This window comes from Ruegeria sp. AF7 (assembly GCF_056541885.1).
In genome coordinates this window covers 1-25,897 of record NZ_JBQFYX010000015.1, presented here as the reverse complement: position 1 = coordinate 25,897, position 25,897 = coordinate 1, and the positions used below count along the sequence as shown (strand labels likewise).

The 25,897-nt window shown below is 55.1% G+C and carries 25 protein-coding genes and 2 pseudogenes; 8 read left to right on the top strand and 19 right to left on the bottom strand.

The genetic code is table 11. The features are described from left to right. Window positions 1-3: 3 nt before the first annotated feature. From ACR0AP_RS17180 to ACR0AP_RS17135, 10 genes are all read right to left on the bottom strand, one after another. Window positions 4-1,056, bottom strand: a complete 1,053-nt coding sequence (locus tag ACR0AP_RS17180; RefSeq protein ID WP_480508130.1) for a TrbL/VirB6 family protein — start codon at window positions 1,054-1,056, stop codon at window positions 4-6. Next, window positions 1,053-1,553, bottom strand: coding sequence for a hypothetical protein (locus ACR0AP_RS17175; protein ID WP_480508128.1), 501 nt, complete (start codon window positions 1,551-1,553; stop codon window positions 1,053-1,055). The genes ACR0AP_RS17180 and ACR0AP_RS17175 overlap by 4 nt, the downstream gene beginning before the upstream one ends. Further along, complete coding sequence (locus tag ACR0AP_RS17170; protein WP_480508126.1) at window positions 1,550-2,296, bottom strand: type IV secretion system protein; 747 nt, start codon at window positions 2,294-2,296, stop codon at window positions 1,550-1,552. Before ACR0AP_RS17170 ends, ACR0AP_RS17175 begins: the two co-directional genes overlap by 4 nt. Then, window positions 2,296-2,433: a hypothetical protein gene (locus ACR0AP_RS17165; RefSeq protein WP_170417970.1), complete on the bottom strand. Its 138-nt coding sequence runs from the start codon at window positions 2,431-2,433 to the stop codon at window positions 2,296-2,298. The genes ACR0AP_RS17170 and ACR0AP_RS17165 overlap by 1 nt, the downstream gene beginning before the upstream one ends. After that, a complete protein-coding gene (locus ACR0AP_RS17160) occupies window positions 2,430-4,796 on the bottom strand; it encodes a VirB4 family type IV secretion/conjugal transfer ATPase (RefSeq protein WP_480508123.1) in 2,367 nt (788 codons plus the stop codon). The genes ACR0AP_RS17165 and ACR0AP_RS17160 overlap by 4 nt, the downstream gene beginning before the upstream one ends. Then, window positions 4,789-5,067, bottom strand: coding sequence for a VirB3 family type IV secretion system protein (locus ACR0AP_RS17155; protein ID WP_480508121.1), 279 nt, complete (start codon window positions 5,065-5,067; stop codon window positions 4,789-4,791). The genes ACR0AP_RS17160 and ACR0AP_RS17155 overlap by 8 nt, the downstream gene beginning before the upstream one ends. A gap of 3 nt (window positions 5,068-5,070) precedes the next feature. Beyond that, window positions 5,071-5,352: a hypothetical protein gene (locus ACR0AP_RS17150; RefSeq protein WP_480508119.1), complete on the bottom strand. Its 282-nt coding sequence runs from the start codon at window positions 5,350-5,352 to the stop codon at window positions 5,071-5,073. Continuing rightward, window positions 5,349-6,170, bottom strand: coding sequence for a lytic transglycosylase domain-containing protein (locus ACR0AP_RS17145; RefSeq protein WP_480508117.1), 822 nt, complete (start codon window positions 6,168-6,170; stop codon window positions 5,349-5,351). The genes ACR0AP_RS17150 and ACR0AP_RS17145 overlap by 4 nt, the downstream gene beginning before the upstream one ends. A gap of 541 nt (window positions 6,171-6,711) precedes the next feature. Continuing rightward, entirely contained in the window at window positions 6,712-7,125 is a 414-nt protein-coding gene (locus tag ACR0AP_RS17140) for a thermonuclease family protein (RefSeq protein ID WP_480508115.1), read from the bottom strand. Window positions 7,126-7,173: 48 nt separating this feature from the next. After that, on the bottom strand, window positions 7,174-7,530 hold the full coding sequence (locus ACR0AP_RS17135; RefSeq protein ID WP_142638830.1) for a hypothetical protein: 357 nt from the start codon (window positions 7,528-7,530) through the stop codon (window positions 7,174-7,176). Between the two features lie 383 nt (window positions 7,531-7,913). Between ACR0AP_RS17135 and ACR0AP_RS17130 the strand changes: the two genes are divergently transcribed. From ACR0AP_RS17130 to ACR0AP_RS17120, 3 genes are all read left to right on the top strand, one after another. Beyond that, complete coding sequence (locus ACR0AP_RS17130; RefSeq protein WP_480508113.1) at window positions 7,914-8,408, top strand: hypothetical protein; 495 nt, start codon at window positions 7,914-7,916, stop codon at window positions 8,406-8,408. A gap of 405 nt (window positions 8,409-8,813) precedes the next feature. After that, a complete protein-coding gene (locus ACR0AP_RS17125) occupies window positions 8,814-10,061 on the top strand; it encodes a helix-turn-helix domain-containing protein (protein ID WP_480508111.1) in 1,248 nt (415 codons plus the stop codon). 185 nt (window positions 10,062-10,246) lie between these two features. Next, window positions 10,247-11,200, top strand: coding sequence for an autoinducer binding domain-containing protein (locus tag ACR0AP_RS17120; protein ID WP_480508109.1), 954 nt, complete (start codon window positions 10,247-10,249; stop codon window positions 11,198-11,200). A 172-nt stretch (window positions 11,201-11,372) separates the two neighbouring features. Here ACR0AP_RS17120 and ACR0AP_RS17115 read toward each other — a convergent pair whose 3' ends face one another. The 4 genes from ACR0AP_RS17115 to ACR0AP_RS17100 form a co-directional block, all read right to left on the bottom strand. After that, window positions 11,373-12,188 carry a hypothetical protein gene (locus ACR0AP_RS17115; protein ID WP_171212849.1) on the bottom strand — a complete coding sequence of 272 codons (816 nt, stop codon included), beginning with the start codon at window positions 12,186-12,188 and terminating at the stop codon, window positions 11,373-11,375. A 26-nt stretch (window positions 12,189-12,214) separates the two neighbouring features. Beyond that, window positions 12,215-12,913 (bottom strand): hypothetical protein, encoded by a 699-nt coding sequence (locus ACR0AP_RS17110; protein ID WP_480508107.1) that lies wholly within the window; start codon window positions 12,911-12,913, stop codon window positions 12,215-12,217. Between the two features lie 114 nt (window positions 12,914-13,027). Next, the gene (locus tag ACR0AP_RS17105; RefSeq protein ID WP_480508105.1) at window positions 13,028-14,668 is read right to left on the bottom strand and encodes a sulfatase-like hydrolase/transferase; all 1,641 of its coding nucleotides are present in this window, start codon (window positions 14,666-14,668) and stop codon (window positions 13,028-13,030) included. Between the two features lie 24 nt (window positions 14,669-14,692). Next, the gene (locus ACR0AP_RS17100) at window positions 14,693-14,923 is read right to left on the bottom strand and encodes a hypothetical protein (RefSeq protein ID WP_171212846.1); all 231 of its coding nucleotides are present in this window, start codon (window positions 14,921-14,923) and stop codon (window positions 14,693-14,695) included. A gap of 129 nt (window positions 14,924-15,052) precedes the next feature. Here ACR0AP_RS17100 and ACR0AP_RS17095 point away from each other — a divergent pair, with 129 nt between their 5' ends. From ACR0AP_RS17095 to ACR0AP_RS17080, 4 genes and pseudogenes are all read left to right on the top strand, one after another. Then, window positions 15,053-16,417, top strand: coding sequence for a tetratricopeptide repeat protein (locus tag ACR0AP_RS17095; RefSeq protein ID WP_171212845.1), 1,365 nt, complete (start codon window positions 15,053-15,055; stop codon window positions 16,415-16,417). A 223-nt stretch (window positions 16,418-16,640) separates the two neighbouring features. After that, window positions 16,641-17,684: an IS110 family RNA-guided transposase gene (locus tag ACR0AP_RS17090; RefSeq protein ID WP_170336195.1), complete on the top strand. Its 1,044-nt coding sequence runs from the start codon at window positions 16,641-16,643 to the stop codon at window positions 17,682-17,684. A gap of 325 nt (window positions 17,685-18,009) precedes the next feature. Beyond that, window positions 18,010-18,372: pseudogene (locus tag ACR0AP_RS17085) on the top strand (IS6 family transposase); the annotation flags it as partial. A gap of 79 nt (window positions 18,373-18,451) precedes the next feature. Beyond that, window positions 18,452-19,176 (top strand): IS5 family transposase gene (locus ACR0AP_RS17080; RefSeq protein WP_480508102.1). Its coding sequence is split into 2 segments (ribosomal slippage): window positions 18,452-18,739 and window positions 18,742-19,176, totalling 723 coding nucleotides; the frame shifts between segments, so codons are not numbered across the junction. A 498-nt stretch (window positions 19,177-19,674) separates the two neighbouring features. On the opposite strand, the gene ACR0AP_RS17075 is transcribed toward ACR0AP_RS17080, so the two are convergent. From ACR0AP_RS17075 to istA, 5 genes and pseudogenes are all read right to left on the bottom strand, one after another. Further along, window positions 19,675-20,610: a TniQ family protein gene (locus ACR0AP_RS17075; protein ID WP_480508100.1), complete on the bottom strand. Its 936-nt coding sequence runs from the start codon at window positions 20,608-20,610 to the stop codon at window positions 19,675-19,677. Beyond that, window positions 20,610-21,464, bottom strand: coding sequence for a TniB family NTP-binding protein (locus tag ACR0AP_RS17070; RefSeq protein ID WP_480508098.1), 855 nt, complete (start codon window positions 21,462-21,464; stop codon window positions 20,610-20,612). Before ACR0AP_RS17070 ends, ACR0AP_RS17075 begins: the two co-directional genes overlap by 1 nt. Then, the gene (locus ACR0AP_RS17065; protein WP_480508096.1) at window positions 21,442-23,091 is read right to left on the bottom strand and encodes a transposase; all 1,650 of its coding nucleotides are present in this window, start codon (window positions 23,089-23,091) and stop codon (window positions 21,442-21,444) included. The genes ACR0AP_RS17070 and ACR0AP_RS17065 overlap by 23 nt, the downstream gene beginning before the upstream one ends. Before the next feature lie 161 nt (window positions 23,092-23,252). Continuing rightward, window positions 23,253-23,522 (bottom strand): annotated as a pseudogene (locus tag ACR0AP_RS17060) (ATP-binding protein); the annotation flags it as partial. Continuing rightward, window positions 23,455-25,020, bottom strand: a complete 1,566-nt coding sequence (gene istA, locus ACR0AP_RS17055; protein WP_480508094.1) for an IS21 family transposase — start codon at window positions 25,018-25,020, stop codon at window positions 23,455-23,457. The pseudogene ACR0AP_RS17060 and the gene istA, both read right to left, overlap by 68 nt. Between istA and ACR0AP_RS17050 the strand changes: the two genes are divergently transcribed. After that, window positions 24,956-25,630 (top strand): helix-turn-helix transcriptional regulator, encoded by a 675-nt coding sequence (locus tag ACR0AP_RS17050; RefSeq protein ID WP_480508092.1) that lies wholly within the window; start codon window positions 24,956-24,958, stop codon window positions 25,628-25,630. The genes istA and ACR0AP_RS17050 overlap by 65 nt on opposite strands. The last annotated feature ends 267 nt before the right edge of the window (window positions 25,631-25,897 follow it).

The window sequence follows — 25,897 nt, the reverse complement described above, 5'->3', positions numbered from 1 at the left end:
GATTTATGAAGATTTTTCTCGGGCAGCTCGAATGCTCTGCCGATAACGATCAGCGGCGTAGCTCTGACGAGCCGCCCCATCCTGATTGCGGGCTCTATGTGCAATGTCCCGACGCGCCCGCATCGCGCGCGAGGCACTATCACGAACCCCTGTCCCGTCGCGGGCTGCGGAGGCCATAGCAGCGGCAGTTTTCCCACCGGCCACTGCACCCCTTGCACCGTCGCTTGCAGTGCCCAATGCACTTCTTGCGGCAGCGACGGCACCGGTTGCCACGGCAAGACCCGAGGATGCCGAAACGATTGCACCCGACATTCCCCCAGCGAGCGACGGGATCTGCGTGAGCATCACGATTGACACAATGCAGATCGCCAAAAACCGGCCACTGGCCTCCATGTTGTTCACATCCTCAACAGCGGTCAGTTCGGAGCTGAAAAGGGCCTGAATAAGAGAAACGATGCCTGTCAGAACGACGATGACCATGATCAGGCCAACAGTCGTTTTCGCCCAGGCTGCGAAGATATTGGCTGTCGCCGAACTGAGCAGCGTTGCTATGAAAACTGGCGCTAGACCCAGCAGGACCGCCAGACCGCCTTTTGCGATGAGTGCCATGCCAGTGCCAAAAGCAACGATGACAGCCCCAACAACCCAGAGAATAGCCCCGGTGATGCTCAAGCCCCAGGTTGCGTTTTCAATGGCCTGTTGGCCCATCAAGAAACACTGAAGCGCAATGTCATCGAGTGCTTCCCAGACATTTGTTGTGCCGGTCAATTCTCCGGCAATCGTGTCTGGGAGGCTCGAAATGCCCTGATAAATGGGTTGAAAGAAGCTCCAGCTAGAAGCCATACCAATGATGATCGTCGCCCGAATGATCCAGCCGACATAGCCACCAAACCCGATTTCCCGGATTTGAAGCACACCGTTGATCAGCATTGCCACGAAGATCAGCGCGGCTATTGCCCAGAGGGCGGATGCTAGATCCGCCGCCAGGCTGTTGTATGCTTGCTGCGAGAAGTTATGAAGCGCAGCCTCAATCGAGCTGACGAAATCTTGGATCACGGCCCACAAGCCTCCTCAATTGCAGGGCGCAGAGCTTCCAGACGGGTCCGTTGCTCTTTTTTCAGCGCGGCAAGATTGTCGGACGGTTGGGTCCAAAACTCGTCTTGGTCAGCTCCGACCTTTTGGGCGGCGTCCTCACGGCTCAAACCACCCAGCGGACATTCGGTGCTGAAGGTCTCGCCAGATTTGCGCAGATTGCATTGCTCGATGGTGGCCTCGTGCGCAGCGATGACCTGTTCATTCATGATCACCACCGACCAGTTGGTCACAAGAGGTTGCTTGTCTGCGGATTGGCCCGCTTCGGCCATGCGCGCTTGATCGTCTTTGACGAATTGACGACCGTACTCACGCGCGCCCGAGTACCCAAGGCACTTACGATATTCACCGAACGGCATATCGACCTTGGGTGATGGGCGCAGCTTCACCTGTGCGGATGCAGCCCCCGACATAACGGCGGCGGCTGCAATGGTCAGGATGAGAGTTGAGCGGAGTTTCATTGTGAGGTTCCTCGTACATAGTTGCTGAGTGTCGAAAGATCGGCAGCGGTTGCAGCCAGATCTGTGCCTGAGGCCAGAGCATTAGCCGAGGTTGCGCGCAAGATTTCAATTTCAACTTGCAGGAGTTTCAGGAGAACCGCCGTGTTATAGTCGATTGCATCCTTCAGATCTTCTTGCTGACCGATTTCACCGCGCAGCTTTTCGGCGTCTTCGGAGAGTTTGCCCGCCATGTCATAGCCCTGTTCGCCCAGAGCGGACGCCATCAAGCCAGCGCCACCTCGCTCCGAGAGAATGCGCCGGGCTGGCACGTCTGACGTGCTGAACTCCTTTAGGATGCCATTATTCAGCCCCAGGCTGATTGATCGACGTTCCATCGCCAGCCCCGCAACGCCTGGAAGATCACCGATCGTATCCTCGGTCGCGTCCAGGGCGTAGCCGAGCGTGTCAGCAGCGGTCGCCAGCTTCAAAAAGCTGCGGCTGTTGAACTCGTCCAAGTCTGTCAGTCCAGAAATGGCCTTGAAAGAGTTCTCCAGCATGGCGCGCTGCTGCTCGAGCTTCTCATATTGTTGCATCAGTTGTTCGTATTGGCGTACCATTTCCGCGACTTCGCGGGCCGAATTGGCGGCGTCCTGTGCAATGGCTGTGGCGTCGATGGTCGGAACACCTTGGGCCGGCGCCATGTCGGGTAGGGCGGCCAGAACCGAAACAGCAATGGTTGTCCGCAATTTCTTTGAAATATTCATCAGACAAGCTCCAAGTTTTCAGGGGGGGTCATGCGCTCAAAGTCGCAGGCGCATTTGCTGCGATAGCCCGAATAGGTGCTGGTGCAGGCCGAGACAGCGGCCAGAACTACAAGGGCGATTACAAGGCGGGTTTTCATGTGATTTCCTTCCAGAAGTTGGGGTTTTTTCGCCAGTCAGGATCAGGGAACGATTTTCCGTCTGATCCGCTCAGAACACGAAGAAGCGGGCCGAGCGCGCCGACATCGACATCGAGCCAAACACTCTCATCACCCTTTTTCATGAGCATTACGCGGTCGCCAAAATGCGCTCTCAGCGCGCCAAGCTCTGAATCGTTCAATCCGATTGCCCGGTAATCCGCTTCATTGCCGGATCGAGAGGGGAACAAGAGCTGTGTGCTGGTGTTTTCCAGGATCGACTTGCTTGCCGCTGACGACAGGATGTGATCGGGTATCTGCGTCATCATCATCATCATGACGTTCAGCTTCCGATACGTGGTGTAAGCGTTCTTGAGGATTTCCGCGCCGTAGGGGTTGCCTGCGATCACCCAGGCTTCATCAATCACAAAGACAGTGGGCACTTTCGCGGCACAACGGCGCTCGATCTGGCGCATGACGTAGCTGATCCATGCCAACCGCACCAACTCGTCATCCAGAACCTCAGAAATATCGAACACAAGATGCCGATCGTCAGAGGCAAAAGGATCTGTGCCACCCTCGCCAAACATCCACGACAAACGCCCGTCGCCCGCCCATTCACTCGCGCGCTTGAAGAGGTTCTTACCATCATCAAAGGCTCTGAACCGCTCCACCAGTGAATCGAAGTTCTGCAGTTGCGGCGGCAACGTCGCGTTTGCCTGACACGCCTGGGTAATCTCGTCTTTCTGTTCGGCTGTCAGTTTTTCGTCGTAGCTCATCAAAGCCGTGACCCAATTTGCCAGCCAGCTTTGCCCCGCTTCATCCGTTTCAGTTTGAAATGGGTTCATGCCAGTGGGCTCGCCAACCCGAACGCGCGTGTACTGTGCGCCGAGTGCACGCATGGGGGCTTCCATCGCCCGGTCTTTGTCAAACGCAATGATCCGCGCGCCCTGAGCGACAGCGCATGTCGCCAGCAGCATCGCGATCACAGTTTTACCCGAGCCGTTCGGTCCAAGAACGATCGTATGCCCGGAGGGCAGGTTTTCAGGGTCGTTACTGGTCTTGGGAAGGTGCAGCGATACATCATAGCTGTCCCCGTGTGTCGTCGGGAAAGTCGCCAATGGCCCCGGCCAAGGCAGCTTTTCCGCATCCAAGCCTTTGGGGCGCATGTGGAACGCAACCATATCCGCAAAGTTCTGGTCCGTGATCAGTTCTTCACGGGCGCGGAATGCGAAATTGCCGGGGTGCTGCGCGAAATACACCGCCCTCGCCGACATCGCTTCGCGCTTCACTGTGCCACCCGAAATCTGAATTTCACCGATGATATGTTTTTCGGCGGTTTTCAGATCTTCCTCTCTCCCGAACACGCAGATCGACAGATGGTGCTTGCCGAGTGACATGGTGCCGGAGGCAATGCCGTCCGCCAGAATAGACAAATCCTCTTCGAGAGACTTTGCCTTGTCGCCTGCCGAGCGCATTTGTCCCGACTTGCGGCGTTCCATTTCCTGCGCCTGGGCACGGCTGATCGGCAGGAAGGATTGCGAAATTACGACATCAACCGGCAGGTCCAGACCGTCGAAAATACCGGGGAACGAAGCCATCGGGTAATTCTTCAGGGAATAGACCCGTATGGAGCGTTCCTGATCGTCGCCCGTAACCAGTTTGCCAGTCTTGCCCTGAAACAGCACATCCTCTTGCGGCATGTTGAAGGCGATGGGTTCTGCAATGTTCGTGTGAATGATCGGCTGATACCGACCGTTCAACAGCATTCCATAATAACCGAGCCAACGCCCCTCGCTGAGCTTCAGCCGGCGCACACGGGCCTCGCCCAGCGTGCCCGCCAGTGTTGTGAACACACCGTCGAGCTGTTCGATCATTTCGCGGCGTTCCTCGTCTATCGTTCCAGACGACATGCCGAACATCTGTCTTGCCCGCTCATCCTGCCGCTTTTGGAGAATGGCGCTGATGATGATCTTGCGTTCTTTCAGCTCTGCATCGACGGACGCTGAGCGCATGGCCTGCGCCACTGCACCGGCAAAGCCGGTTGGATCTGTGATGACATGACCAGTCTCAGCCGGGACGGTCAGTCGATGAATGTAGAATGCCACCTCAATGGGTGTTGTGCGCAACACACGCTCAAACCGTTCGGCCAGGAACTCGAACTCGTTTTCGTCCAGCGTGTTTGCGTTGATTCCGGTGATTTCTGCAGCGGCGATAAGGCCACCGTTGCGTGTGGAAATGACCTCATCGTCCACGACATAGCCATACGGCAACATCTGAAAGAGGCTCATTTCATCCTTGCGCCAGCGCGGCTCAATCAACGAGCGGGCGAGGGTCCACATTTCCCGGGCAGCAGGCTTAGGCACTGTAGTAATCTCCCCCATGATGCTGACGGTTTTTGGTACCAGGCGTTTTGGAAAGGGTTACGGACAGGACGCGGAAGAAAGCCGGTTCCCATTCGTAAAAGAGGCGAAGCCCGGTGTAGAAAACAAAACCCGCAATGATTGCTGGCGCTATCCCGAACATGAAGAACGAAAGCATGGTCATCCCGAGGATCACCAGCAGATAGATCACGGGAAGGCCGCCCCATTCAGCAGGGCGGTTCAGGCCGCGAAAGACCGTATTCCGGCGAGGCATCAATCAGGCTCCGATGAAGGTATCAGCGAGACCAATGACGGCACCAACAACGATTGCGACCACCGGGCCTTTCAGTGAACCCCAGCCGAACACATAGGCGAGACAGCCCCAGATGAAGCCGACAGCGGCAAGGCTGACGCCAACGACTTTGGAGTCGGCCAGCGTTTCGTTGATGAAATCGCCAATGGCATCTTGCAGCCAGCCAGCGGAGGCGGGCGCTGCGGTGATGATGAACGCTGTGATCGCGAAAAACGCCATCTGCTGGTAGAAGTGGGTTTTTTTCATGAGGAAGTGCTCACTTTGCTTAGGATGGTCCGCACGTAGTTGCGGGTTTCGGTGAAGGGGGGGACGCCGCCATATTCGACGACGCGGTGAGGCCCGGCGTTGTAGGCGGCAAGCGCCAGCTTCCAGGTTCCGAACGCGCGGTACTGCGTCGCCAAATAGCGGGCACCACCGTCGAGGTTTTCTGCAGGGTTCTTTGGGTTCACGCCCAGGTCTTTCGCCGTTCCGGGCATGAGCTGTGCGAAGCCATAGGCACCCTTGGGCGACAGAGCATCAGCCTGATACCGGCTTTCCTGCCAGACCAGCGCCATGAACAACTCTGCCGGAATGTCATGGCGTTCCGCCGCTGCGTGGATTTCTTTGACGATCCGCTCCTGCGACCAGCCGCCCGAGGATCTGCGAGGCCGCGGTGCCTTGCCCGCAATCTCAATCTTTTTCTGTGGCGTGGCCTTCGGAGCTTCCGGTTTTTCATCGAGAGTGTACTCGCGCATCCGGATTGGACGGACGATGCCATTGACGATTTCTGCCCGCGCACCGTTCAGGAACACGCTGCCATCGGGTTCGTACTCAATGACCTGGGCAAGAGCGGGGTTTGTCGCCGCAAACCACAGCAAGAAAGCCAAAGTGGAGCGACTGAAAAGCGTCCTAAGGAGTTGGTTAACAAATCCGTGATCGGATTTGATTTCGCGTTGTTTTGAAAAGATTGGCTTGGGTAGTTTTGATGGTGCCGCTCCGCTTTGATTGGCGGAGTCGGATAGGTGGTGGGCACAGCCCCATCTGGAGCTCACCACGTTCTCTCTTCGGTGTAGCACCACATGCATCGAAGAGAGTTCCCCGCGGAGAACACCACTCGTTGTTATACAGTTCAGCCAAGTCTTGAAGGCCAAGGCGATACCCTTTCCGTTCTTCCAAATAGGTCAGTAGTTTTTACATAATTACTATTATGGGGTTGAGGTTCCGATCATCTGAACAGCAGGAAATTCGATGCCGGGGCACAGCACTGAGCCCTTCGCGGGCTTCGTAGACAGCCAGCGTTCAGCTTGAATCAATCAGCCTGAAGGTCTGACCAAAGTGTCGGGGATGTCCTGCTCTGCGCTGTGGCCGGTCAGTGCTGTGCGGCCGAAAGCTCAGGCACGTTGTCTGGGTCCGCACCCATTGACTCTGGCGCGGCGCTGTCCAATCTAGGATCGGCATCTAGGGTTACTGTTTTTACCATAGTACAGTTCTCTCTTGATGTTGGAGGAATGCCCGGATGGATTTGGGGCGTTTCTTGTCCTGTCGATTGTTGGCGCAATCGACAGGACGGCTCACTTCTCATTAGTTTCGTTTTTTGGTCATCAAGTCGTTGTTTGATCCTTTCCTTCAGCCGCACCAGGACTGGCGTTTGCCGCCGTGGTATGGTCGGGCGAGACCTTCGGAAATCAGGATGGCCCCGACGTCCTGCCCAGCCACACGCCCAACCGCTAGGAAGCGGTCATGCACGTCCAGATCTGGTTGGATGACCAGCTCTATCTGGTCCGCCGTCTGGATGAGCTCTGTCAGCCTTGCTTTCGCTTCCAATCCCAGAGTCTTTTCCGCACGGCATTGCGGCCGGTAGGTCTCAGGCGTATCGAAGCCAACGAGCCGGTAGCGGTCGTCGCCGTGGTCGATCGTGTCACCATCAATGGCAATCACCTCGGACGCGCTCTGAGTCTTTGTTTGTTTTGATGGTTCAATCCAGACCGCAGCAAAGAACAAGGACGCGAGTGTAGCGCTGAGAAACAAGAGCCGTTTCATGTGCCCTGCCCCAGTATTTTGATGAGCCAGGTTCTCGAACGTGACCGATCAGGTTTTGGATTTCGCGTCCAGGGCCTGAGCTGCTTCGAGACCCTCTGGGGTAATCGACTCGATCGTGTAATCTGATTTGACGCAGAGAATGCGACCGTCGCCAAATTCCTGGTGATGCTTAAAAAGCCCCGGCCAAAGATCGAACTCTCTGGGCTCAGCGCCCGCTCGAGAAATCTTCGACTTGCACAAGGCTCCGACATAGTTCGGCGAGCTGTAAATGCAGTGGTACTTAGGTCGTCCAAGGGAAGCGAGTCCGATAAATTCGTAGCGGCATGTAAAGGGAACCTGATCTTCTTTCAGGCCCCGGACCATCTCGATGGTTACCACAGTGTATTGTCTCTTGTTGTCCGCCATGACGACCCCCTATGGACCGTCTTCTACATCCAAAAGTTGTGGACTAAAACACAATCTACGTCAATATAAGAAAGTACGCCAATATACGATATTGGATTGTCAGAAATATATTGGCCGGATATTGCTTAGGCGATTCGCAAGCAGGAGAGACCATCTTGAAACACTCAAAATCCGGAAATCGAACTCGCGCAAAGGCCCTTGCAATTGCACTCGCTGCACTGCCGGCCACGCAGGCCAGTGCCTATCCAATTGACTGTGCCATATTCCTTTGCCTCGCCGGAGGTTGGCCAGGTTCGCCTGATTGCGTCGCTGCCAAGGCGGAGTTCATTCGGCGCATCACACCCTACCCGGTCGAACCGCCGCTCCAACTCTGGCGTTGTCCAATGAACGCGTCACTCAACTCCTCAGGTCAGGGTCCAATGGAAAGGCTGGAAACAATCAAGCGCAACAGTGCCAGTCCTGTTCCAGAGCTTCCATCTGACAGTGCTTTTGAGCCAAGGGTGGTGGACGTTTCAATTTCTTCGGAAGCTGCCCGAGCCGTCTACGGGCAAAGCAATACGACGTCGCAAGTTACTCCGATCAGCGTCGATCTTTCCTCACCAGATTTCGACGTTGTCAGGTCCATCAGAGTTTGGGATGTGCGCCACTATAGCTATCGCCGTCGTTCGCGAGAGGGCGATTGTGAGCGCTCGCTTGATCTTGTGGTTGGCAGCTATGACGACAACGTAAGCTTTCAATGGTCCGATCACGCTCCCGCGCCAATCCCAGCCTGGCTGCCCCTTGGCAATCGCTGTGTACCTCCCAGCTACTTCCGCGGCGTTGGTGTCGAGTGGACCGACATATTCGGGTTCAGCGATTACGAACTCATTCGATACTGACGTGCCGGCTCGCGGGTGAACACTTTGCTCCTGCAAAGGCCAGTGGACTTGCCAGCGGTATAGGCAACCAGCCCGTTTGGCCTAGAGGACAACCTAGCCCCAGAAACAAAAAAACCCCGCAAGGCGGGGCCTCAGCGGGGATCTTCTTAAGTCACGTTTGATCACCTGATTTATAGGAAGTTCCCTAAAATCTGACAAGCATAAACGCATTCGTGCGAACGGTTTTTCTTTGTCTTTCGCTGAGGTTCGACCCGCCTTGCTTCCTCAATGAGAAGCACACAATGAAACCAATGAACCATACCGAGTGTTCCGCCCCGCGAAGCTGCGACAACAACTCTTACCTTTGCCAGGTGAGGTCGAAACCATGAGCTTCCGGCAAATCTCATCCGCCCGAAATCACCAAAAATGCGCTTCCACGACGGTCTTCCCGAGGGCTGGAACCGTGACAGGTTTCGGCAGCTCTGCGTGAGTTATGCCCAGATCAGAGGCGTATCCGCCCAGTGTATTCGCACTTTTGAGATCATCATCGACATGATCTCACCAAGTGCATTCCGCGACCCGTCCCAAGAACCCTTTTGCTACGCGCGCCAGGAAACTCTCATTGCCGGGCGCGGCGTGACAGATCGGACAATCCACAACCATGAACGCGAACTGGAAGCCATTGGATTGATCGAACGCAGGCTTGGCGCAAATGGGTCGCGATGTAAGCGTAAGGGACTTGGCCTGTTCCTGACCCCCGCCCTGAACCTCATTTCTGAAATGCTCGACGCGGAGGTGCAAAGCAAGGCTGAGAAGAAAGAGCATGATGAGTTGCGCGGTGATCGATCACGGCTTTATCAATATGTGAAACACAGCCTGGCGGTGCTTGCGTCACTCCCCTGCCCGCCTGACGGCGCCAGTGACATGATGGATGAGTTTGGGTCCTGGCCCCGTGCCGACAAACTGAAATACCTGTCGTTGGATGAGCTCAGGGCACATGTTCAGGCAGCTCACGACCTTTGGAAAAGGATCGAAGGGCACGTCGCTAAACGAGGTGAAATTTCGGGTGAACCCGAAGCCAGTTTCGGGTGCCATATACAAGATCAAATTGAAGAAAAAATTCTGTCCTGTAACGCCGGTGGCGAAGTGATAATGCCCTCGGCCAATGCCTCGGACCCAGATTGTTCTGGCTCCGGGCCTAACGGCCCTGCGCATTGCTTAGAAAGCAATCATCCGACGGAAACTGAACCGCACAAGGCCCAAAAACTGCCTCGGGTGAACAATCGCATCCTGTATGAATTGGCATCCCCCGATCTGCGCATGCATATCGATAGTGCTGGAGACGGTGAACAGAATCCCAACCCTACCCTCTGTGCGATCGAGACCGGCGTTTGCTCCCGGCTCTCGGAAATCGGCACCAATATCTCCGGCTGGCATGCAGCTATCGATCGGTTGACCATAATGGGGGCGATACTGGCTGGAGTGATCACGGATGCAAGGCTGAGTGACCCAAAGCTACCGCCGGTGGTTAATCCGGGTGGATATCTCCGGGGCATGGTTAAGGCCGATGAACGAGGTGAACTGAACCTGATTTCCAGTTTCATGGGGCTGCTGGCACGAAGAGCCCGAGAGGAGGAGGACGGGCTTCCGCAGGATCACAAGAACCGGATTTAGCCGTGTCGGATTATGCCCGCCAGCTGCTCAATTTACGCGTCTCATCAGCAAGTTTCCGCTCTGTTTCCGTCTCCGGGACAGAACTGTATTCAAATCTGTGATTGGCTACGGGAATTCCCGAGTAGTTTGTTCAGCTTTAGGTTGCTAAGCGGCCTCGACGGCAACGCGGAACAGAAAGACGATCTATGAAAATTGCGGATATTGGCAATTCTGAACTGGATTTCAGGCAAACAGGCGAAGCGCGCCTCCAGGAAATTTGCTCCAGGTTTGGATTGGAGAATGCGTCCTACGCCCATATCGATAAGCATCAAAACGTTGTCCACGGCTGCACCACGTTTCCAGAGGAGTGGGTCAGGTATTACGTCGACAACAATCTGGTTCTGGCCGATCCCCTCATTCGGTTCGGCGCCACCATGATTGCACCAATCGACTGGGCAGTGTTCGACAGCCAGCAGGAACACGCGCCGCTGTTTGATGCCGCCAGAAAATTTGGAGTGGGTCAGCACGGTCTTTCCATTCCGGTTATCAACCCTTTTGGCGAGCGCGGCGTGTTTACCGTCACGTCCAATGCGCCTCGTACAGAATGGGATGCTATGATCGCGAAAATGCTCCCTGCCCTACGTCATGAAGCACAGGTTCTGCATCTGCTCGCCCTTGATGTCATTGAAACCGTGTTCAACTTTCCGTCGGATTCCCTCTCTGGTGATGAGTTGGATGTGTTGAAGATGCTCGCGTCGGGTTTGATACCGTCTGTCATTGCCAGGCAATTGGGGCACGCTTCCCGAACGGTCGATGCGCTGACTGCTTCGATCACCACCAAGCTCAAAAGCCGGACGATCGAACAGGCGGTTGCGCGGGCAGTCAGTACCGGTTTTCTTAAGTGGAGTGATTTCTTTGCCGACCCGGTGGCCGAACTGGTCAATATGGAAAGTCAGCGGCTTTGCGGTGGGATCGTCCGTTGGGGTGGCAGGTCCCACGAGTTGATCAACTTTGAAGACGGCAGACTGGTTCGAAACACTGATAGTTTTCAGCCGGTCCAGATCACGAAGCTCGCGAGAGAATTCAACTTGAGTGCAAACGAGGTGGTCGAGGAACTTGGGTGTAACCGTGATCAAAGATTGTGGATCAGGTATCTCTGAATTCGGCTAAAACGCACTGCTTCGTCTTTGAAAAGACCGAAGGCGCAATTTTCACATAATTTCGCTTACGCTGCATAATACAGTCGTCGGGTAGATTCACTAGTGAACTCCTTTTCCCAGCACCAGATTCAAAACGAGTTTCTTTCACAGTCGTCTAGTTTCATACCCGCCCTTAGAAGAAATACTTGATGCCAAAGTATGGCCCGTGCTGTTCGACGTCATAGGCGAATTCTCCGGAACTCAGCGTATCGCTATAGTCGACGCTGAAGTAGCGGTATCCAAATGTGAGTGCCGTTTTCTCCCAGGGTTGGTAATCGAATCCGATATTCACACCGACCTGAAGGTCATTCCCACCGGCGCCAAAACCGCCAAGCTCCAAAGAAGCAATTCCGGTCCACTGCTCATTTAGGCGCCACATACCGCGCGCGCCGATTACAGGTTCGATCCAATCCTGATCGCCACCTAAAACAGGTGGATTTCCCGGGCCCGGTGTGGTTATACCGATCTCCTGACGAATAGAGTTGTATCTAACGCCCCCCTGAAGATCGATCGTATAGCGCTGATCATCGGCTCCGTATACAGAGTCTACAATGCGGTAAGCACCCAGAATACCAAACCATTTTTGGCGCACGTCGACATTGAGATCGGAACCCAAAGGGCCAGGCAGCGAGGTATCTTGTTCGATGCCAACATAGTTCGCGTCGACGATTATTCCAAAATCCCCATTCCATGCCTCATACCGTCCGGCCGCTGCGAAATCGAGCACGTCCAGCACGTCACCGAGATCCAGATCCAGGTCAGCGGATTGTCCAGCCACGGTCGATGTCCCTGTGGTTCTTAGGGGTGTGAACAGATAGAACGCTGCACCATGACGCCAGCCGGTTTCGTCCTGATCCGGCGCGGGCAGTGATTGAGCACCGGCAAGTGTCGGCAGCGTAAGAAGGCCGGTCGCAAGCGTGATTGCGCCGAGTAGTGAGAGGTGAGACATAGCTTTGTCCTTGGAGTTCGTGAAACTTAGTAGTTGAATCTGAGGCCGATTCCGGCGCCTTGGTCATAGGGGCGATCAGCGCCAATCCCGATCAGCACATCTGCGTAGAGGGCAATTCCGGGGCTGAGGTTTTTGCCAATTTGAAGCTCAATGGTCGCGGGCCAGGTGTCGTTTTCCCAATCATAGGGAGCCTTGATATCCGCCTTGGCCCAATACCCATCGCCAAACGGCTGAAGCGCAATCAGGCGCATTGCAGTTTGGCTGACATCGGTCGGGCCATTATAGGACGAAAAGTGCTGAACCAGAGGGATTAGCGTCAACCCGGTGTTATTGTTTGCAAAGGCGAAACCGCCGAACGGGGCTATCTGATCAGATCCGGTGCCGATACCTTCATTGGGGTCGCCAAAATCAAGAATCCACTCCAGCCCAAGTGCGGATTTGACGGCCCAGGTGTCATTCAGAGGTTTCTGTGACGGGAAATAGATCAGCTTGAAGCTGGTCTTTTCAAACCCGTTGAACCTCTTCCCGGTCGCATTCGTCGAATTGTAATGGAGCTCATATTTCAATTTCAGATCAGGTCGCAGCATGTATGCGCCATCAATGAATGCATCCTGACGGTCTGCGCCGCCCTCCAGATCAAAATACTGATAGCGAATGTCCGTGTTGTTGACCGCAGCCAATGGGTTAGACGCGTTTTCCTCTGCTCCGGCAGCGATACCCGCCATCATAAACGCGGACGTCAATATTGATTGGATAATGAAATGACTGGCCATCATGTACCTGAAAAGAACTCGTGCGATTGATGAGACGGTGGCTTTTCCACCACCGTCCCAGGTTCGTTATTGCCAGCTAGAAAAGACTTCCCTGGTCAGTTCGCTTTCCGGGCGAAGGTTCTCGATTCCTTCATAGGGAACACCCTTTCCAAGTGGCAGATGCGGGTGTTTGGCAATGGTTTTCTGATGGCGCTTGACCATGTCCTGAAAAGACGCCCCGGACCATAGGGAGTACCCGATAAGCGGATGTTCCTCGCGTGGGTCTCGGTAGACATTGAACACAGGAGCTGCTGCGCCCGGCTGGCCCGGTGCAGGCAGATGCATTTTGAATTCCTGTTTGACCACCGAGCGCAAGACCGGCCCTTCGTACACATAGACGTAGTCGCGACGCGAATTGCCTTCGCCTTCAAGCAGCAGCGCGGTCTGGTCAATCCCGTCAATCACACGGTCACGCGGAATGCGGTCGGTTGCCCCTGCGATCCGGGCAAAGGTAGTGAACAGATCCGAGACATGCACGATATCACCAGCCGCGCTGCCGGGCTCGATTACTCCGGGCCACCGGATAAATGCATCAGTACGCACGCCGCCTTCAAGATGCTGCGTCTTGCCGCCACGGTAAATCAGCTGGTTCAGGCCGGAAGTCCCCTCGTAATGATACATCAGGCCATTGTCGGCCATTATCATGACGATGGTATTGTCTGCCTTTCCGGTTTCATCCAGCTTGGCCAGCACCTCGCCGATCCAACCGTCCAGGATCTGCAACTTGTCGGCATGGAAGCCCCCGTTGCGGGAAACGGCCTCATCAGGATAGGCAAAGTTTAGCGGATAGAGCGGCCAGTACTGCATGAAGAACGGATCGTCCTGCGAAGCCAGCTTCTCCAGCTGTTCCAATGCCTGACGCTGATAGCGCAGGTTCATTTCTTCGTATTTCGCCTGCGTCCATTCCTCGCCCGGTGCCATATCGACTTCGCGGGCAAGACCACCAGCTTCACCTTCAACGCCAGTTACCAGACCGTAGGGTTTGAACCGTTGATCCAACTGAAACTGGTTGGACTGACCCGACGCATGGTAGCCAAGCATGTTGTTGGCGACCATTGCGTCCCGTATCATCAGACTCAGTTGAACTTGCTGGTGCAAAGGAAAGGCCGCCCAGTCAAACCCCTGATTGTGCGGATAGGATTGTTCAATATCGCCCTGATGCCATTTCCCGACATGCGCGGTGTTGTACCCTTCCTCCTTCAGGATTTCGGCAATCGTGACTTCTTCGGCCGCAAGACCTTCACCGACTAGCGCAACCTTGACCTCTTCCACGCCCGCGCGCGCCGGATGACGACCTGTCAACATCGCTGTTCGTGTTGGCGTGCAGGATGGCTCGGTATACATCCTCATCAAGGACATGCCTTCGGTGGCAAAATCGTTGATGTTGGGCGTATCGAAACCGGTGACATAGTTCATCGTCCGGTTGCCCATCTGACCGAAGCTGACATCGTCGATCAGAATGTAGAGAATATTAGGGGGCTTGCCGTCATTGGCGTCACGGATTTCTGCAAGCTTTGCGTCGATTTCCGTATCCTGAGCATCCCATTGATCGCCAAATTGTGCGCGGAGAAACTGGAACTCTCCGTCATGAATGATGGGCGCATCCTGAGCAAAGCTCGCGCCAGCCATCAGCACCATGGCCGAGGCATGTTTAAATATTGATCTCATCGGTATCCCTTCCCCATTTTCGAATTACATCTTACCTGCGCGCCGCAGTGACTGGGCGATTTCATCCCGAAGACCATCCAGGGTTTCGCGGATATCGCAGGCAAACTGGTACGATTGGCTTGCCGGCTCATCATTCATGGAGAGATACTCGTCGCTGAGAAGCTGGTAGTCCCGGCAAATCTCATCGAATACCGTGTCCGCGCGCCGTAAGTCTGCAATTGCGGCTTGGTGGTTCGGAAACAGGGTATCAAGCACGTAACCTTTCAAATTCGACGCTCGTTCGACTAATCAACAGATTCCCCGAATTGTTGGCCGAATTCACTTCTCACAAAAGGTTTATCGGGGCATAATACGGTATAATCAGAGATGTAACTTGCTGAAAAAATGGAATTATCCAAAAGCACATCGACTAGTATTAGTGGTGGTAGAACGCCTGACGCCAAAGATGTGCGGGTCGCGCTTCAGCGACTTGTCGGATCCCAGACATTCGCTGGATCACAGCGACTGCAGGACTTTCTTATCTACGTCGTCGAGGAATCAATCAGCGGTCGAGCCGATGACATCCGTGCCAAAACAATCGCCATGGATGTCTACGGCGCGACCATGTCCGAGATGGCGCGAAGAGAAAATGTGGTGCGGGTGGACGCCGGTCGCCTGCGTCGCAAGCTGGCCGAATATTATGTCGAAGATGGCCGCGATGAAGTCACTGTTTTCGATCTGCCAAAAGGCGGGTACGCACCTGAGATATCGATTAAATCGCCCGGGACGGATCAGCCCGAAATACCTGAGACGGAAACCAAGACTTACACCTGGCCGCGCCCGTTCATTGGGATTGCAGGGGTTTTCCTTATAATCTGTGTTGCTGTGGCAATTGCGTTAATGTCGACAAATCGTGGGGTTCCAGTCAGCCTGCCAGTCGATAGCCTGAGCCAAGATGAGCGCAGCGCGATATTTGATGCATCCCCCATGCGGCTTCAGGCCGTGAACCTGGCCAATTCGGGCCGCGATTTGATCTTTCCGGCCTTGGAGCCCGCGCGACTGAACGGAGCCCTGACGATATTCAAGGGGGCAATCGAAAACGACGACAGCTATTTCGGAGGCCATGCAGGAGCCGCGCAGGTTGCAGCAACGATAGTGCTGGTTACACCGGACGCTGATCCAACCGGCGACTTGCTGCGTTACGCGGACACACAGGCCAGCCGGGCGATTGAATTGGCACCCGAAATGGGGTGGAGCCAATCTGCAAAGGCCTGGGTCGAATTTACCAAGGGTAATTGGCCTGAAGCTATGGAGTTCTCGTACAGGGCGCAGCGGTTGGCACCAAACGACGTGCACGTGCTGGAGTTCGTGTCATTGATCCTGTTGTACTCAGGTGAGTTCGAAAAAGTCGTGGCGATCAGCGAAGACGCACTGTCGAAAATAGATTTGGACCGAGGTTATGTGTTTCAGAACGCGATGGGGTCTGCAAAGTTCCATCTGAAGGATTTCGAAGGTGCCGTTTCCGCCTTTGAGCAGGTGACCCAAAAGGGTGGCCCAGTCGGCCCTGTTTCTGTCGCCTATCTGATGGCGGCTCATCAGATGCTGGGGAACGAAAGTGAAGCTCAAGCTATGTCAGATAAACTCTCGCGTGAATGGCCTGACAGTAGGGTGGATATTTTGTTTCAAAGACTATTTGCGAATCCAGAATACGGGGTGGAACTTGGCGACGCTATGAAACAAGCCAATTGGAAGCCAAAAGTTAATGAATGAAGTTCGTGTCTGGGCTATCGAGGCCATTCCAGTGCGAACTGGCCACAGTAGTTGTTTATTCATGCATCATTCCTTGCCGCGGGGCGGTATTGGCCCCTTCTCCATTGCCGCTGGATTTCGGAGACGGCCCTTTCCGGACGTTCATCGGTTGTGATGGAATGGACATCCCCTGATCTCTCATCTGGTAGGTTTTGGAGATGGAAACCATCAGGAGGTTAGCAAAATGGCGGATTTGGACCTTGTCGGCATCGATCTTGCGAAGAATGTGTTTCAACTTCATGGTTGCAGCTCCACGGGCGAGGTGGTGTTTCGCAAACAACTCAGACGCAACAAGCTTCTATCGTTCATTGCGGAACTGCCAGCGTGCACCATTGCGATGGAGGCTTGCTCCGGGAGCCATTATTGGGGCCGAGAATTTGAAGCACTCGGACACACGGTTCGTTTGATCGCGCCCAAATATGTCAAACCGTTTGTGAAACGCAGCAAGAGTGATTTGATCGACGCTGAAGCCATTTGCGAGGCAGCCCTGCGACCAACTATGCGGTTTGTGCAGGTCCGCAGCGAGGACAATCAGGCTGCAGCCCTGGCTTTCAAAGCGCGGGATCTGTTGGTCCGGCAACGCACGCAGATTATCAATGCCTTGCGCGGCCACCTATCCGAATTCGGATTTGTTGTTGCGAAAGGCCCAACACACGTACGTAAGCTTGTTTCTGCGGTCGAAGACGGGAGCATTGAACTGCCGGAGATGTCCCGCCCTCTCTTGAGCATCTTTGTCGATACGCTTGAAGTTTTGAATGTCCGTATCAGACAGTTGGAGGCGCAAATCGCACAGCGTGCGAGGGAAGATGAAACATGTCAGAGGTTGACCGCGATACCAGGCGTTGGCCCGATTATTGCGACAGCGATTGCTGCACTTGCGCCACCACCTTCGACCTTTAGACGGGGGCGCGATTTTGCGGCATGGGTAGGCTTAACCCCACTCCAGCATTCGACTGGCGGTAAGCAGCGCCTGGGGCGCACGTCAAAGATGGGCAACCGGACGTTGCGGCGCCTCCTCATTATTGGAGCCAGCGCCGTGGTTAGATGGGCCGAGCAAAAAGGAGCCGTCCCGGGATCCTGGCTCGCAAGGATGCTGGAGCGCAAGCCACCCATGTTGGTCAGGGTAGCACTGGCTAACAAAATGGCACGGATTGTCTGGGCGTTGATGGCACATGGCGAAGCATACCGGGATCAATCGTTACACGTTAGAGCCGTGCAAACGATCTGATCCCGGAGGCGTGGGAAGGTCAAACGGAAGGTAAGGCGCAACAGTCGATGAGACCGGGTCGGGAAAACCAGCTTGCGACACAGTGCTTCGAGCACGTGGTTCTGAATTGGACCTGATCTGAGAACTCCATACGGGCCCGCGGCATGTGAAGGCCGCACTATGAGGCCGCATACATGTCAGCACCCGACGACGCGAATTACCGGCCAAAGATTCTTCTTGCCCAAAGGGGGATGTCCATACATGTCGCAAATTTTGAACTGAGATTGACGAGCACTCAGGTTTCGCAGTCTCTTCCTGTCGAATAGTTTTCGAACAGGTTTTAAGTATGATCTCTCTGAAAGGCTGCCACTTTCCCAAGGATGCAGTTCTTTACGCTGTATATTTCTATTTGCGGTACACAGTGTCGTACCGTGATTTGGAAGAGATCATGGCCGAACGCGGCGTGCGGGTGGACCACGCTACTCTCAACAGGTGGGTTGTTAAGTATTCGTCGATGATCGCCGCGAGCGCGCAATCGAAGAAGCGACCAACGCTGAGTTCCTGGCGCATGGACGAAACCTATCTCCGTGTGCGCGGCAAGTGGATGTATCTTTATCGAGCAGTCGACAAAGCAGGAAACACCCTTGATTTCATGCTGTCTGAGCGACGAAATCGTCCAGCAGCAACCAAGTTCTTTGCCAAAGCACTGTCGTCTGTCTGACGTCAGCACCTGTGGGCCTGATTGAGGGATTTGCACAACGGAGGGTTTCTGGCTGACCGACGAGCAGATGGCGCGGCTTCAGCCTTACTTTCCAAAGAGCCATGGCAAGCCGAGAGTTGATGATCGTCGTGTACTGAGCGGGATTATATTCATCAACCGCAATGGGTTACGTTGGTCCGATGCGCCACGTGAATATGGACCACCAAAGACACTGTACAACCGTTGGAAGCGGTGGAGCGATATGGGTGTGTTCGCTCGGATCATGACCGGGCTGGCTGCGGAGGGAACCGATCATAAGACCATCATGATTGACGCTACATACCTCAAAGCGCACCGCACAGCCTCCAGCCTGCGGTTGAAAAAGGGGGGCGCGGCAGGCTGATCGGGCGTACCAAGGGTGGCATGAATACGAAACTGCACGCTGTTGCTGACAGCCTCGGACGCCCCATCCGCTTCTTCATATCCGCGGGCCAGGTCAGCGATTACACGGGCGCCAAGGCTCTGGTGAACAGTCTGCCATCGGCTGACTGGCTGCTGGGAGATCGAGGCTATGACGCAGACTGGTTCCGCGAAGCCCTTAATGACAGGGGAATTAGGCCTTGCATCCCCGGTCGACAATCACGCGACAAGCCTGTCCGATACGACAAGCGCCGCTACAAACGACGCAACCGCATCGAGATCATGTTCGGACGCCTGAAGGATTGGCGGCGCGTCGCCACCCGATATGACAGATGCCCAAAGGTATTCCTTTCGGCCATCGCTCTAGCAACTACCGTGCTGTTCTGGCTGTAAATCAATGAGTCTGGAGCCTTCTGTATCTCGAGTTTGCTAACTTAACCCCCGTCAGCCACCTTTGCCGAGGTTACTGACGGGGCGGTGTATGGCGTCTGAGCCTTGTGGCATGACCACGTTTCCTAGCGAGCCAGCACCGTCTCTCTTCATCGTCTCGAACAGTTGAATGCGGCCGGTCTGGACCGCGGAGCAGAAGGAAGAGGGTATGAACAAAGTATCACACGAACAGATCATCGGCATAGACGTCAGCCGCGATTGGCTTGACGTTCATTGTCTGCCGGACATTCGTAGGTTGCGGCTCCCGAACAGCGATGAGGGCCACGCGCAGCTTGTTGGTCTGGCACAATCAACGCACGCGCTTGTTTGTTTCGAGGCGACTGGAGGGCAGGAATGGCGTCTGTGGACCGCGCTTGTCACTGTGCCCTTAATTACTGGACGCAGAAACATTGCCGTACATTTGACCCGGTTTTGTGCCCTTAATTCTCGGATATCCACAGGCTAACGGCGACTTTTTTCGAGGGTGCGATCCGCACATCGGAGCAACTCCGCACGGTCCGCATTCACACCGAGTTGTTCGATTGCTATTTTCGCCGCTGCCAGAAAATCGGGTTTAGTTGTGTTGTCGGATTTTCGTGCCGGGAACCAGGCCTTCTGAATTTTGCGATCATCTTTCGCCGGGGCTGGCGAACTGCATGAAAAGTGAACGAGTTGATCCAATAAATTGCGTTGACCAGGGAATGCCATGCGTAGCCTATCTCGTGCTGAAGGATCACGACGCATCGCAATAGATACGGCCACCAATGGTCGCGTCATCAATAGGTGAACAGCAGCGAGCATAGCATACCGGTCATGGCGGGATTTGGAGCAGAGCCCCGCGTGACGAAGTTCTGGCGCAAGTACCCGTACAACCTGTAGCGCCAAGTCTAATTGCCGAACAACATGCTGACTTCCGCGCCAATACAGTTGCTCCAACCACGCTGCGCCCTTCAAAGCTCGGACTTCCAACCGTAAGGGAACTTGAAACTCTGCACCTGGCGTCGTGCCGAGAGGTAACAGGCCAGTACCGCAGGAATTGCAGATCATAGACCAAGCATAACGCCAGTGCCGCAGGGAAACTCCAGGCACTTTCCGCGTACATGTCGGACAGTACTGAAAGTCTGAACAGGGCACACATTCGACTGGAAATCCTGCGCGACGCTTGAGCAACATGCTCTGTATGTCACTCGACGGCAGATGAGCCAGAGTACCGAACCGTTCGATATTTGCGCCTCGCAGATCGTGACTGGTCTCCGGCGGCTTATCACCCGAAAACCCGAGATAGCCAAGCAATTCAGGAACAGAGCAATAGTTGGCAGCAGCAAGTCGGCTGACCCAACTTGATAACAATTCGTCTTGTAGCGGTGGTGGACGCCTCGGCAACGGAGAAGGAGGCACTAAAACGCTGGAACTGGCTGTCTTCGGATGTTCCAGCTGTGCTTAGCCCAGATTGGTTGCCAGGCTTGAACAGCCTCATCCGTGATACGCTCCTCGCCTGTCTCGATAGCGTCTATCGCAAGCGCCTTGACCATCGTGAATACCCGCGACGTAACACCGCCAGTCACACCCAGAATGGTCCGAAGCGAATGCACACTGAGGCTGGATCCGCGCTCCAATTTCATCGCGGCGATCAGCGTCTGGATGAGACGAGAGAACTCGATATCGTCCTCCCAGAGAGGCAAGAAATGCTCGTCCAGTCGTCGGGCCAGTTGTTCGTCGCCGCGAATGGCGTCGACCGCTTCATTCACACCAAAGACGACGAGAGATGCACAGAGATCATTGGCGAGGAACCGCAGCATGTTCAGGAAACGCCGTTGCTCACGATAGCTGCCCGCCAGCAAGTTGTGGACTTCGTCGATCATGATCATCTTCAGGTCCATGTCGCGCAAATGGCTGAGGGCGCGCACCTCCAGTTCGGATACGGTATGCCGGCCCCACATGGGCGCGCCGATCGATGCCAGAATGTGCTGATAAAAGCGCCTCTCATCAGGTGCTGGTGGCGCCTGCAGTAATAGGATCGGTGTTCGGGTGACACCAATATCTGCTTCGTATTGGGTTGGGTACAGGCTTTCCATACGCTTAGCGATCATGGTCTTTCCTATCCCTGAACTGCCGTAAACCATGAGGCCCGGCATCCGGGACTGTTTTGGCATCTCCATGAGGGAAGTGAGCCTGTTGAGAACAATATTTGCACGGTCGAATGCGATCCACCGGTCACTGCGGACTAAATCAAGTCTTTCGTTTGTTTCCATGAATGTCATCTATCGGGTAAGTAGGAAGATCCGGATTACTGGTATCGATCGCGAACATCTCGCGGGATGGATCGCGTTTGGCTTTGTCGTTAGGAAGTCGCGCTTGACGTTCTCCCTCCAGCCGCACTGCCAGGGTTTTCTGCTTGGCCGCGTGCGCGATGCGCCTTTGTTCTTCAATAATCTGAAACAGCATCGCCTCCGGGATCGTCCCGCCGTGGCGTTCGTGAAATATCGCACGCGCACGCCGCGACTCCCAAAGCGAAATCCGTGGCCGCGACAGATTCTTGTAGCGCGCTACTATGGTCCGTCCTTCGTCATTTACAGCCCAAATCTGGGACATATCGCGAGGGTCGTACTTGACAGTAACCTTCCCAACGCCACGACCGATCATTGGGCCGAATGCGTCGCTCCAATAGCCGACAGAAAACAGTTTGATCCCGGTTCGAGCGAGCTGTCGATGTTCGGAAGGAAGAAAGCTGATGCGAAACGCCTCGGTATCGACAACCTTTCTGCTTGCGCCATCGCCACCGAGGTCTGCCCAAGCCGCGAGCGGTGCTCTCCCCAATCCGCTGTGACGCGTGTTGTGATAGCGACATATCTCTAAGTGCAGCCAATCCTCGAACTCCTCCAATGTCATTGCCGCATTGTCAGAGCTGTCGTAATCCCCCCTGTTCTTGGGGGATGATTGCGTTGTTCCCGGAAGTACATGAACTGCGCCCATGGTTGTCCCTATCAGACGTTCGATGTGGCCGCCATAATGCGCGCGACCTGGTGGCCTGTACTCGATTGAGATTCCCCAATCTGCACAGGCCGACTGGAAGGCGTCGCTTCGGAAATCCCGTCCGTTGTCAACATGAACGGCTTGCGGAATCCCAGCAGCAGGCCAATACAACTCCTCCAGTATCTCTGGCGCGCGGATCGACTTCGTTCGCACGCAATGGTGCAGACACAAACTGATGGACAAGACGGACGGCGTATCGAAACTCACATACGCACCCAGAACAACGCGGGTCGCGACATCGATTGCGAGAGTCAGCCAAGGTCGCCCCAAAGGCTTACGCTCGAATTGATCGACGAGAATGATGTCAGCCAGAGTGTGATCGATTTGGACTACTTCCAAGGGGCGCTCCACGTCCACGCCCCCTACCCTCGGTTCGAAAGCTTGCCTCGCCGCCTTTGCGCCTTTTCGTTTCCGCATCACTTCGCGTTGATCCATAGCGTCGACACGCGACTTGATCGTACGCCGAGTGGGAGGACGATAGCCTCTCGCTGCGCACTCCGCCCGGATCTCGTTGACGATCCTCAGAAAACTTGGTGGTTCTGGAACGAGGTAGTGTTTACGTAGAACGCGCTCAATTGTGCTTTCTACATCCGGTTCCAAGCGTCGTGAACCATACTTCGGACCGCGTCGTTTAGGGAGTAAGGAGCTCGCGCGCCCATCATTTATCTTGAGGCGACGGTAATAATCCCATGCGGTGCTTCTCGAAACGCCCATCTTCTGGGCCGCTTCCAATAGTAACGGTCCAATATCCTGCCCTGACTCCTCAAGTTCCAGTATCGGACGCAACGCATTGGCCCGTTCAACTGCGAGCGCTCTTTCTTCTGAGTTCTCTACTTCATTAGACAAGATCATCCCCACGCGACTTATCCACAGGACACTCCGTCCGGGAATTAAGGGCACAGTCCGGTAATTAATGATACAGTTTGGAAATTAAAGGCACAATCAAGCACTGATTTTACTCAACTTTCTCAAGCTAACGTCCAGCAATTAAGGGCACAGTGACAGGTGGCCAGGTCGCGGATCAGGGTCTCGTTCGCCTCGGCGGTCTCGAAGTCGAACTCTTCCAGTTCCTTTGCCAGGGGCAGTTTGGCGATAGTCATTTGGTATTTGACAGACCGCGCCTGCTTCTCGCGGATCTCGGCGGTCAGCAGGTCACCGATGATCTGCTGCGGCTCGTGCTGCCGTTTGACGGCGGTCGTCAGAACCTCGTCATAGGCGGCTCTCATTCCGTAGAGCTTTAGCTTTCCCATCGCGTCGATCACGTCTGATCGTTCCATTTGTCCGTCTCCTCAAGCTGTCATATCGGTTGCAGTCGGCAATTGGCTCGCTGGCCAGCTTCAACGCATCTGGCGTCGCAATTGTCAGGGGCGGTGGCGGTTCGCGGTGTCGAGCCAGGATGTTCAGGACAACACCGGCGGAATGAACGTTGTGCGATAACGCCTCGGCGCAGGCCGCCTCTACCGCTTCGATCCCATCTGTCAGCACAGCACTCAGGATATCGACCATCTGCCGATCCCCGCCAGGCTGGCGTTCGAGCTTGCGCCGCACGCGGCGGATCGCAATCGGCAGGTCCCACTCCTTGAACGGTGCACCATTACGCAATGCCCCCGGCTTGCGGGCGAGAACTGGTATGTAATGCAGGGGATCGTAGACTGTGTGGTCGCGCCCGAAGGTACGCTCGTGTTGGCCGACAATCCGTCCATCCTGCCAGCATTCCAGCCGATCAGCATAGGCGCGGATCTCGACAGGTCGGCCGACCGCACGCGCATCGACCGAGTATCTGTTCTTGTCGAAGCGCACGAGGCAGGTCTTGGAGACGGAGGCCGGAACCGCGTGGAATCCATCGAACGGGCCGACATAAGGAACGAGGCTGGGACGCTCCTCTTTGAACACCTCCCAGATGGTCTTGTCGCGCATCTCCGGGTGTTTGTTTGCCTTGGCATAGGCCAGGCACCGGTCCTCCAGCCAAGCATTCAGCTCGGTGTAGGATTTGAACTTTGGGCGCGGCACGAAGAAGCGCCGCCGGATCACGCCCACCTGGTTCTCGACCTGTCCCTTCTCCCAGCCTGAAGCCGGGGTGCAGGCGACCGGATCGACCAGGTAATGACCGCACATCTGCTGGAACCGCCGGTTATAGGCCCGGTCCTTGCCGACAAAGATCGCATCCACCGCAGTCTTCATGTTGTCATAGATGCCCCGCGCACAGGCCCCGCCGAAGAAGGCGAAGGCCTTGTCATGGGCATCAAAGACCATCTCTTGTGTCTCTCTGGGATAGGCCCGCACAAACGGCATCCGGCTGTGGCTCAGGCGGACATGCGCAACCTTCACCGTCACGGTCGCGCCGTCGAGTATGACAATCTCATGGCTCCAGTCGAACTGATAAGCTTCGCCGGGATCGAAGCTGAGCGGCACATAGGCCGCCGCAGACGCTTCCCGCGTTGCCTTCGACCAACGGGCCGCATAGCGCCGCACCGCATCATAGCTGCCATCATAACCGCGGTTGCGCAGGTCCTCGTAAATCCGAACAAGGGTCAGACGTTGGCGTTTCGGTTGCCGGGCGTTCTCGGCCAAGATCTCATCCAGATCGGAACGCCAGGGATCAATCTTGGGGCGGGGCTGCGTGGACCGGTCATAACTGAATTCCGTCGCTCCGGATCGCACCACTTTGCGCACCGTATTCCGCGATACCCGAAGCTCTCGGCTAATCTGCTTGATCGACTTCCTCTGGATGAAATACGCCCGCCTGATCTTCGCAATCGTCTCCACAACCAACATCCCCAAATCGCTCCCTCAAATCTGCGAGGAAGCTAACGAAACCAAATACCAGGGGGGTCAACTTTGGACGCCGATTACCCCAGTACAGGGGTCAATTTTGCATGCCGGTTCACACCTTTTGGCTCTGGATGTAATCGACATTACCCTCGATTTCCCGACAGATTCTCTGTCTGTAGACGAACGAGATGTCTTAAGGATGTTGGCGGCTGGTTTGTCTCCAAAGAGTATCGCCGGAGAAGTTAGCTTTTCGTCCGGCCTTGTCGACATTCTTATGGACTCCATTAGGACCAAGTTCAGGAGCAACACGATCGAGCAAGCCGTCGGACGCGCTGTGGGTGTTGGAACACTTCGGTGGACTGACTTCTTCGCAAATCCGGTGTTAGAAGTCGTCGATCGGGATCAACGTGTTCTACTTGGTGGGATAGTGTATTGGACGCGCAATAACTATGAGATCATTTCTTTTGATCGAGGTCGGAAGGTTCGGGATCTTATTAGTTTTGTACCGGTCGAAGCCGCAAGCTTGTCAGAGCGGTTTCATATTTCTACCGAGGCCATAACTGCCGCGTTTGGCGAAGATGTTGATCGAAAAATTTGGGTTCGAAACCTATGAGTACATTTAGCGGGCTTCGATCAAAATTTCTTCAACCGCTCGGCATTGGAAGTATGGACCTACTTTCGAGCACCGTACTTACTTGCTGGATTGCAGGTCACGGCTACGCGGTGGGAACTCCATCTGGACTTCACTGCGCGCTCTCTTCGATGCAGCGTAAGCGGTGGCTGAAGACCGCTGGGCTTTCAGCTTGACTGCTTAAAGTTCCACGGGAGCAGGTCGTCGATCTGATTTTTTGAGTGTCCGGCAGCGATGGCTTCGAGTGTG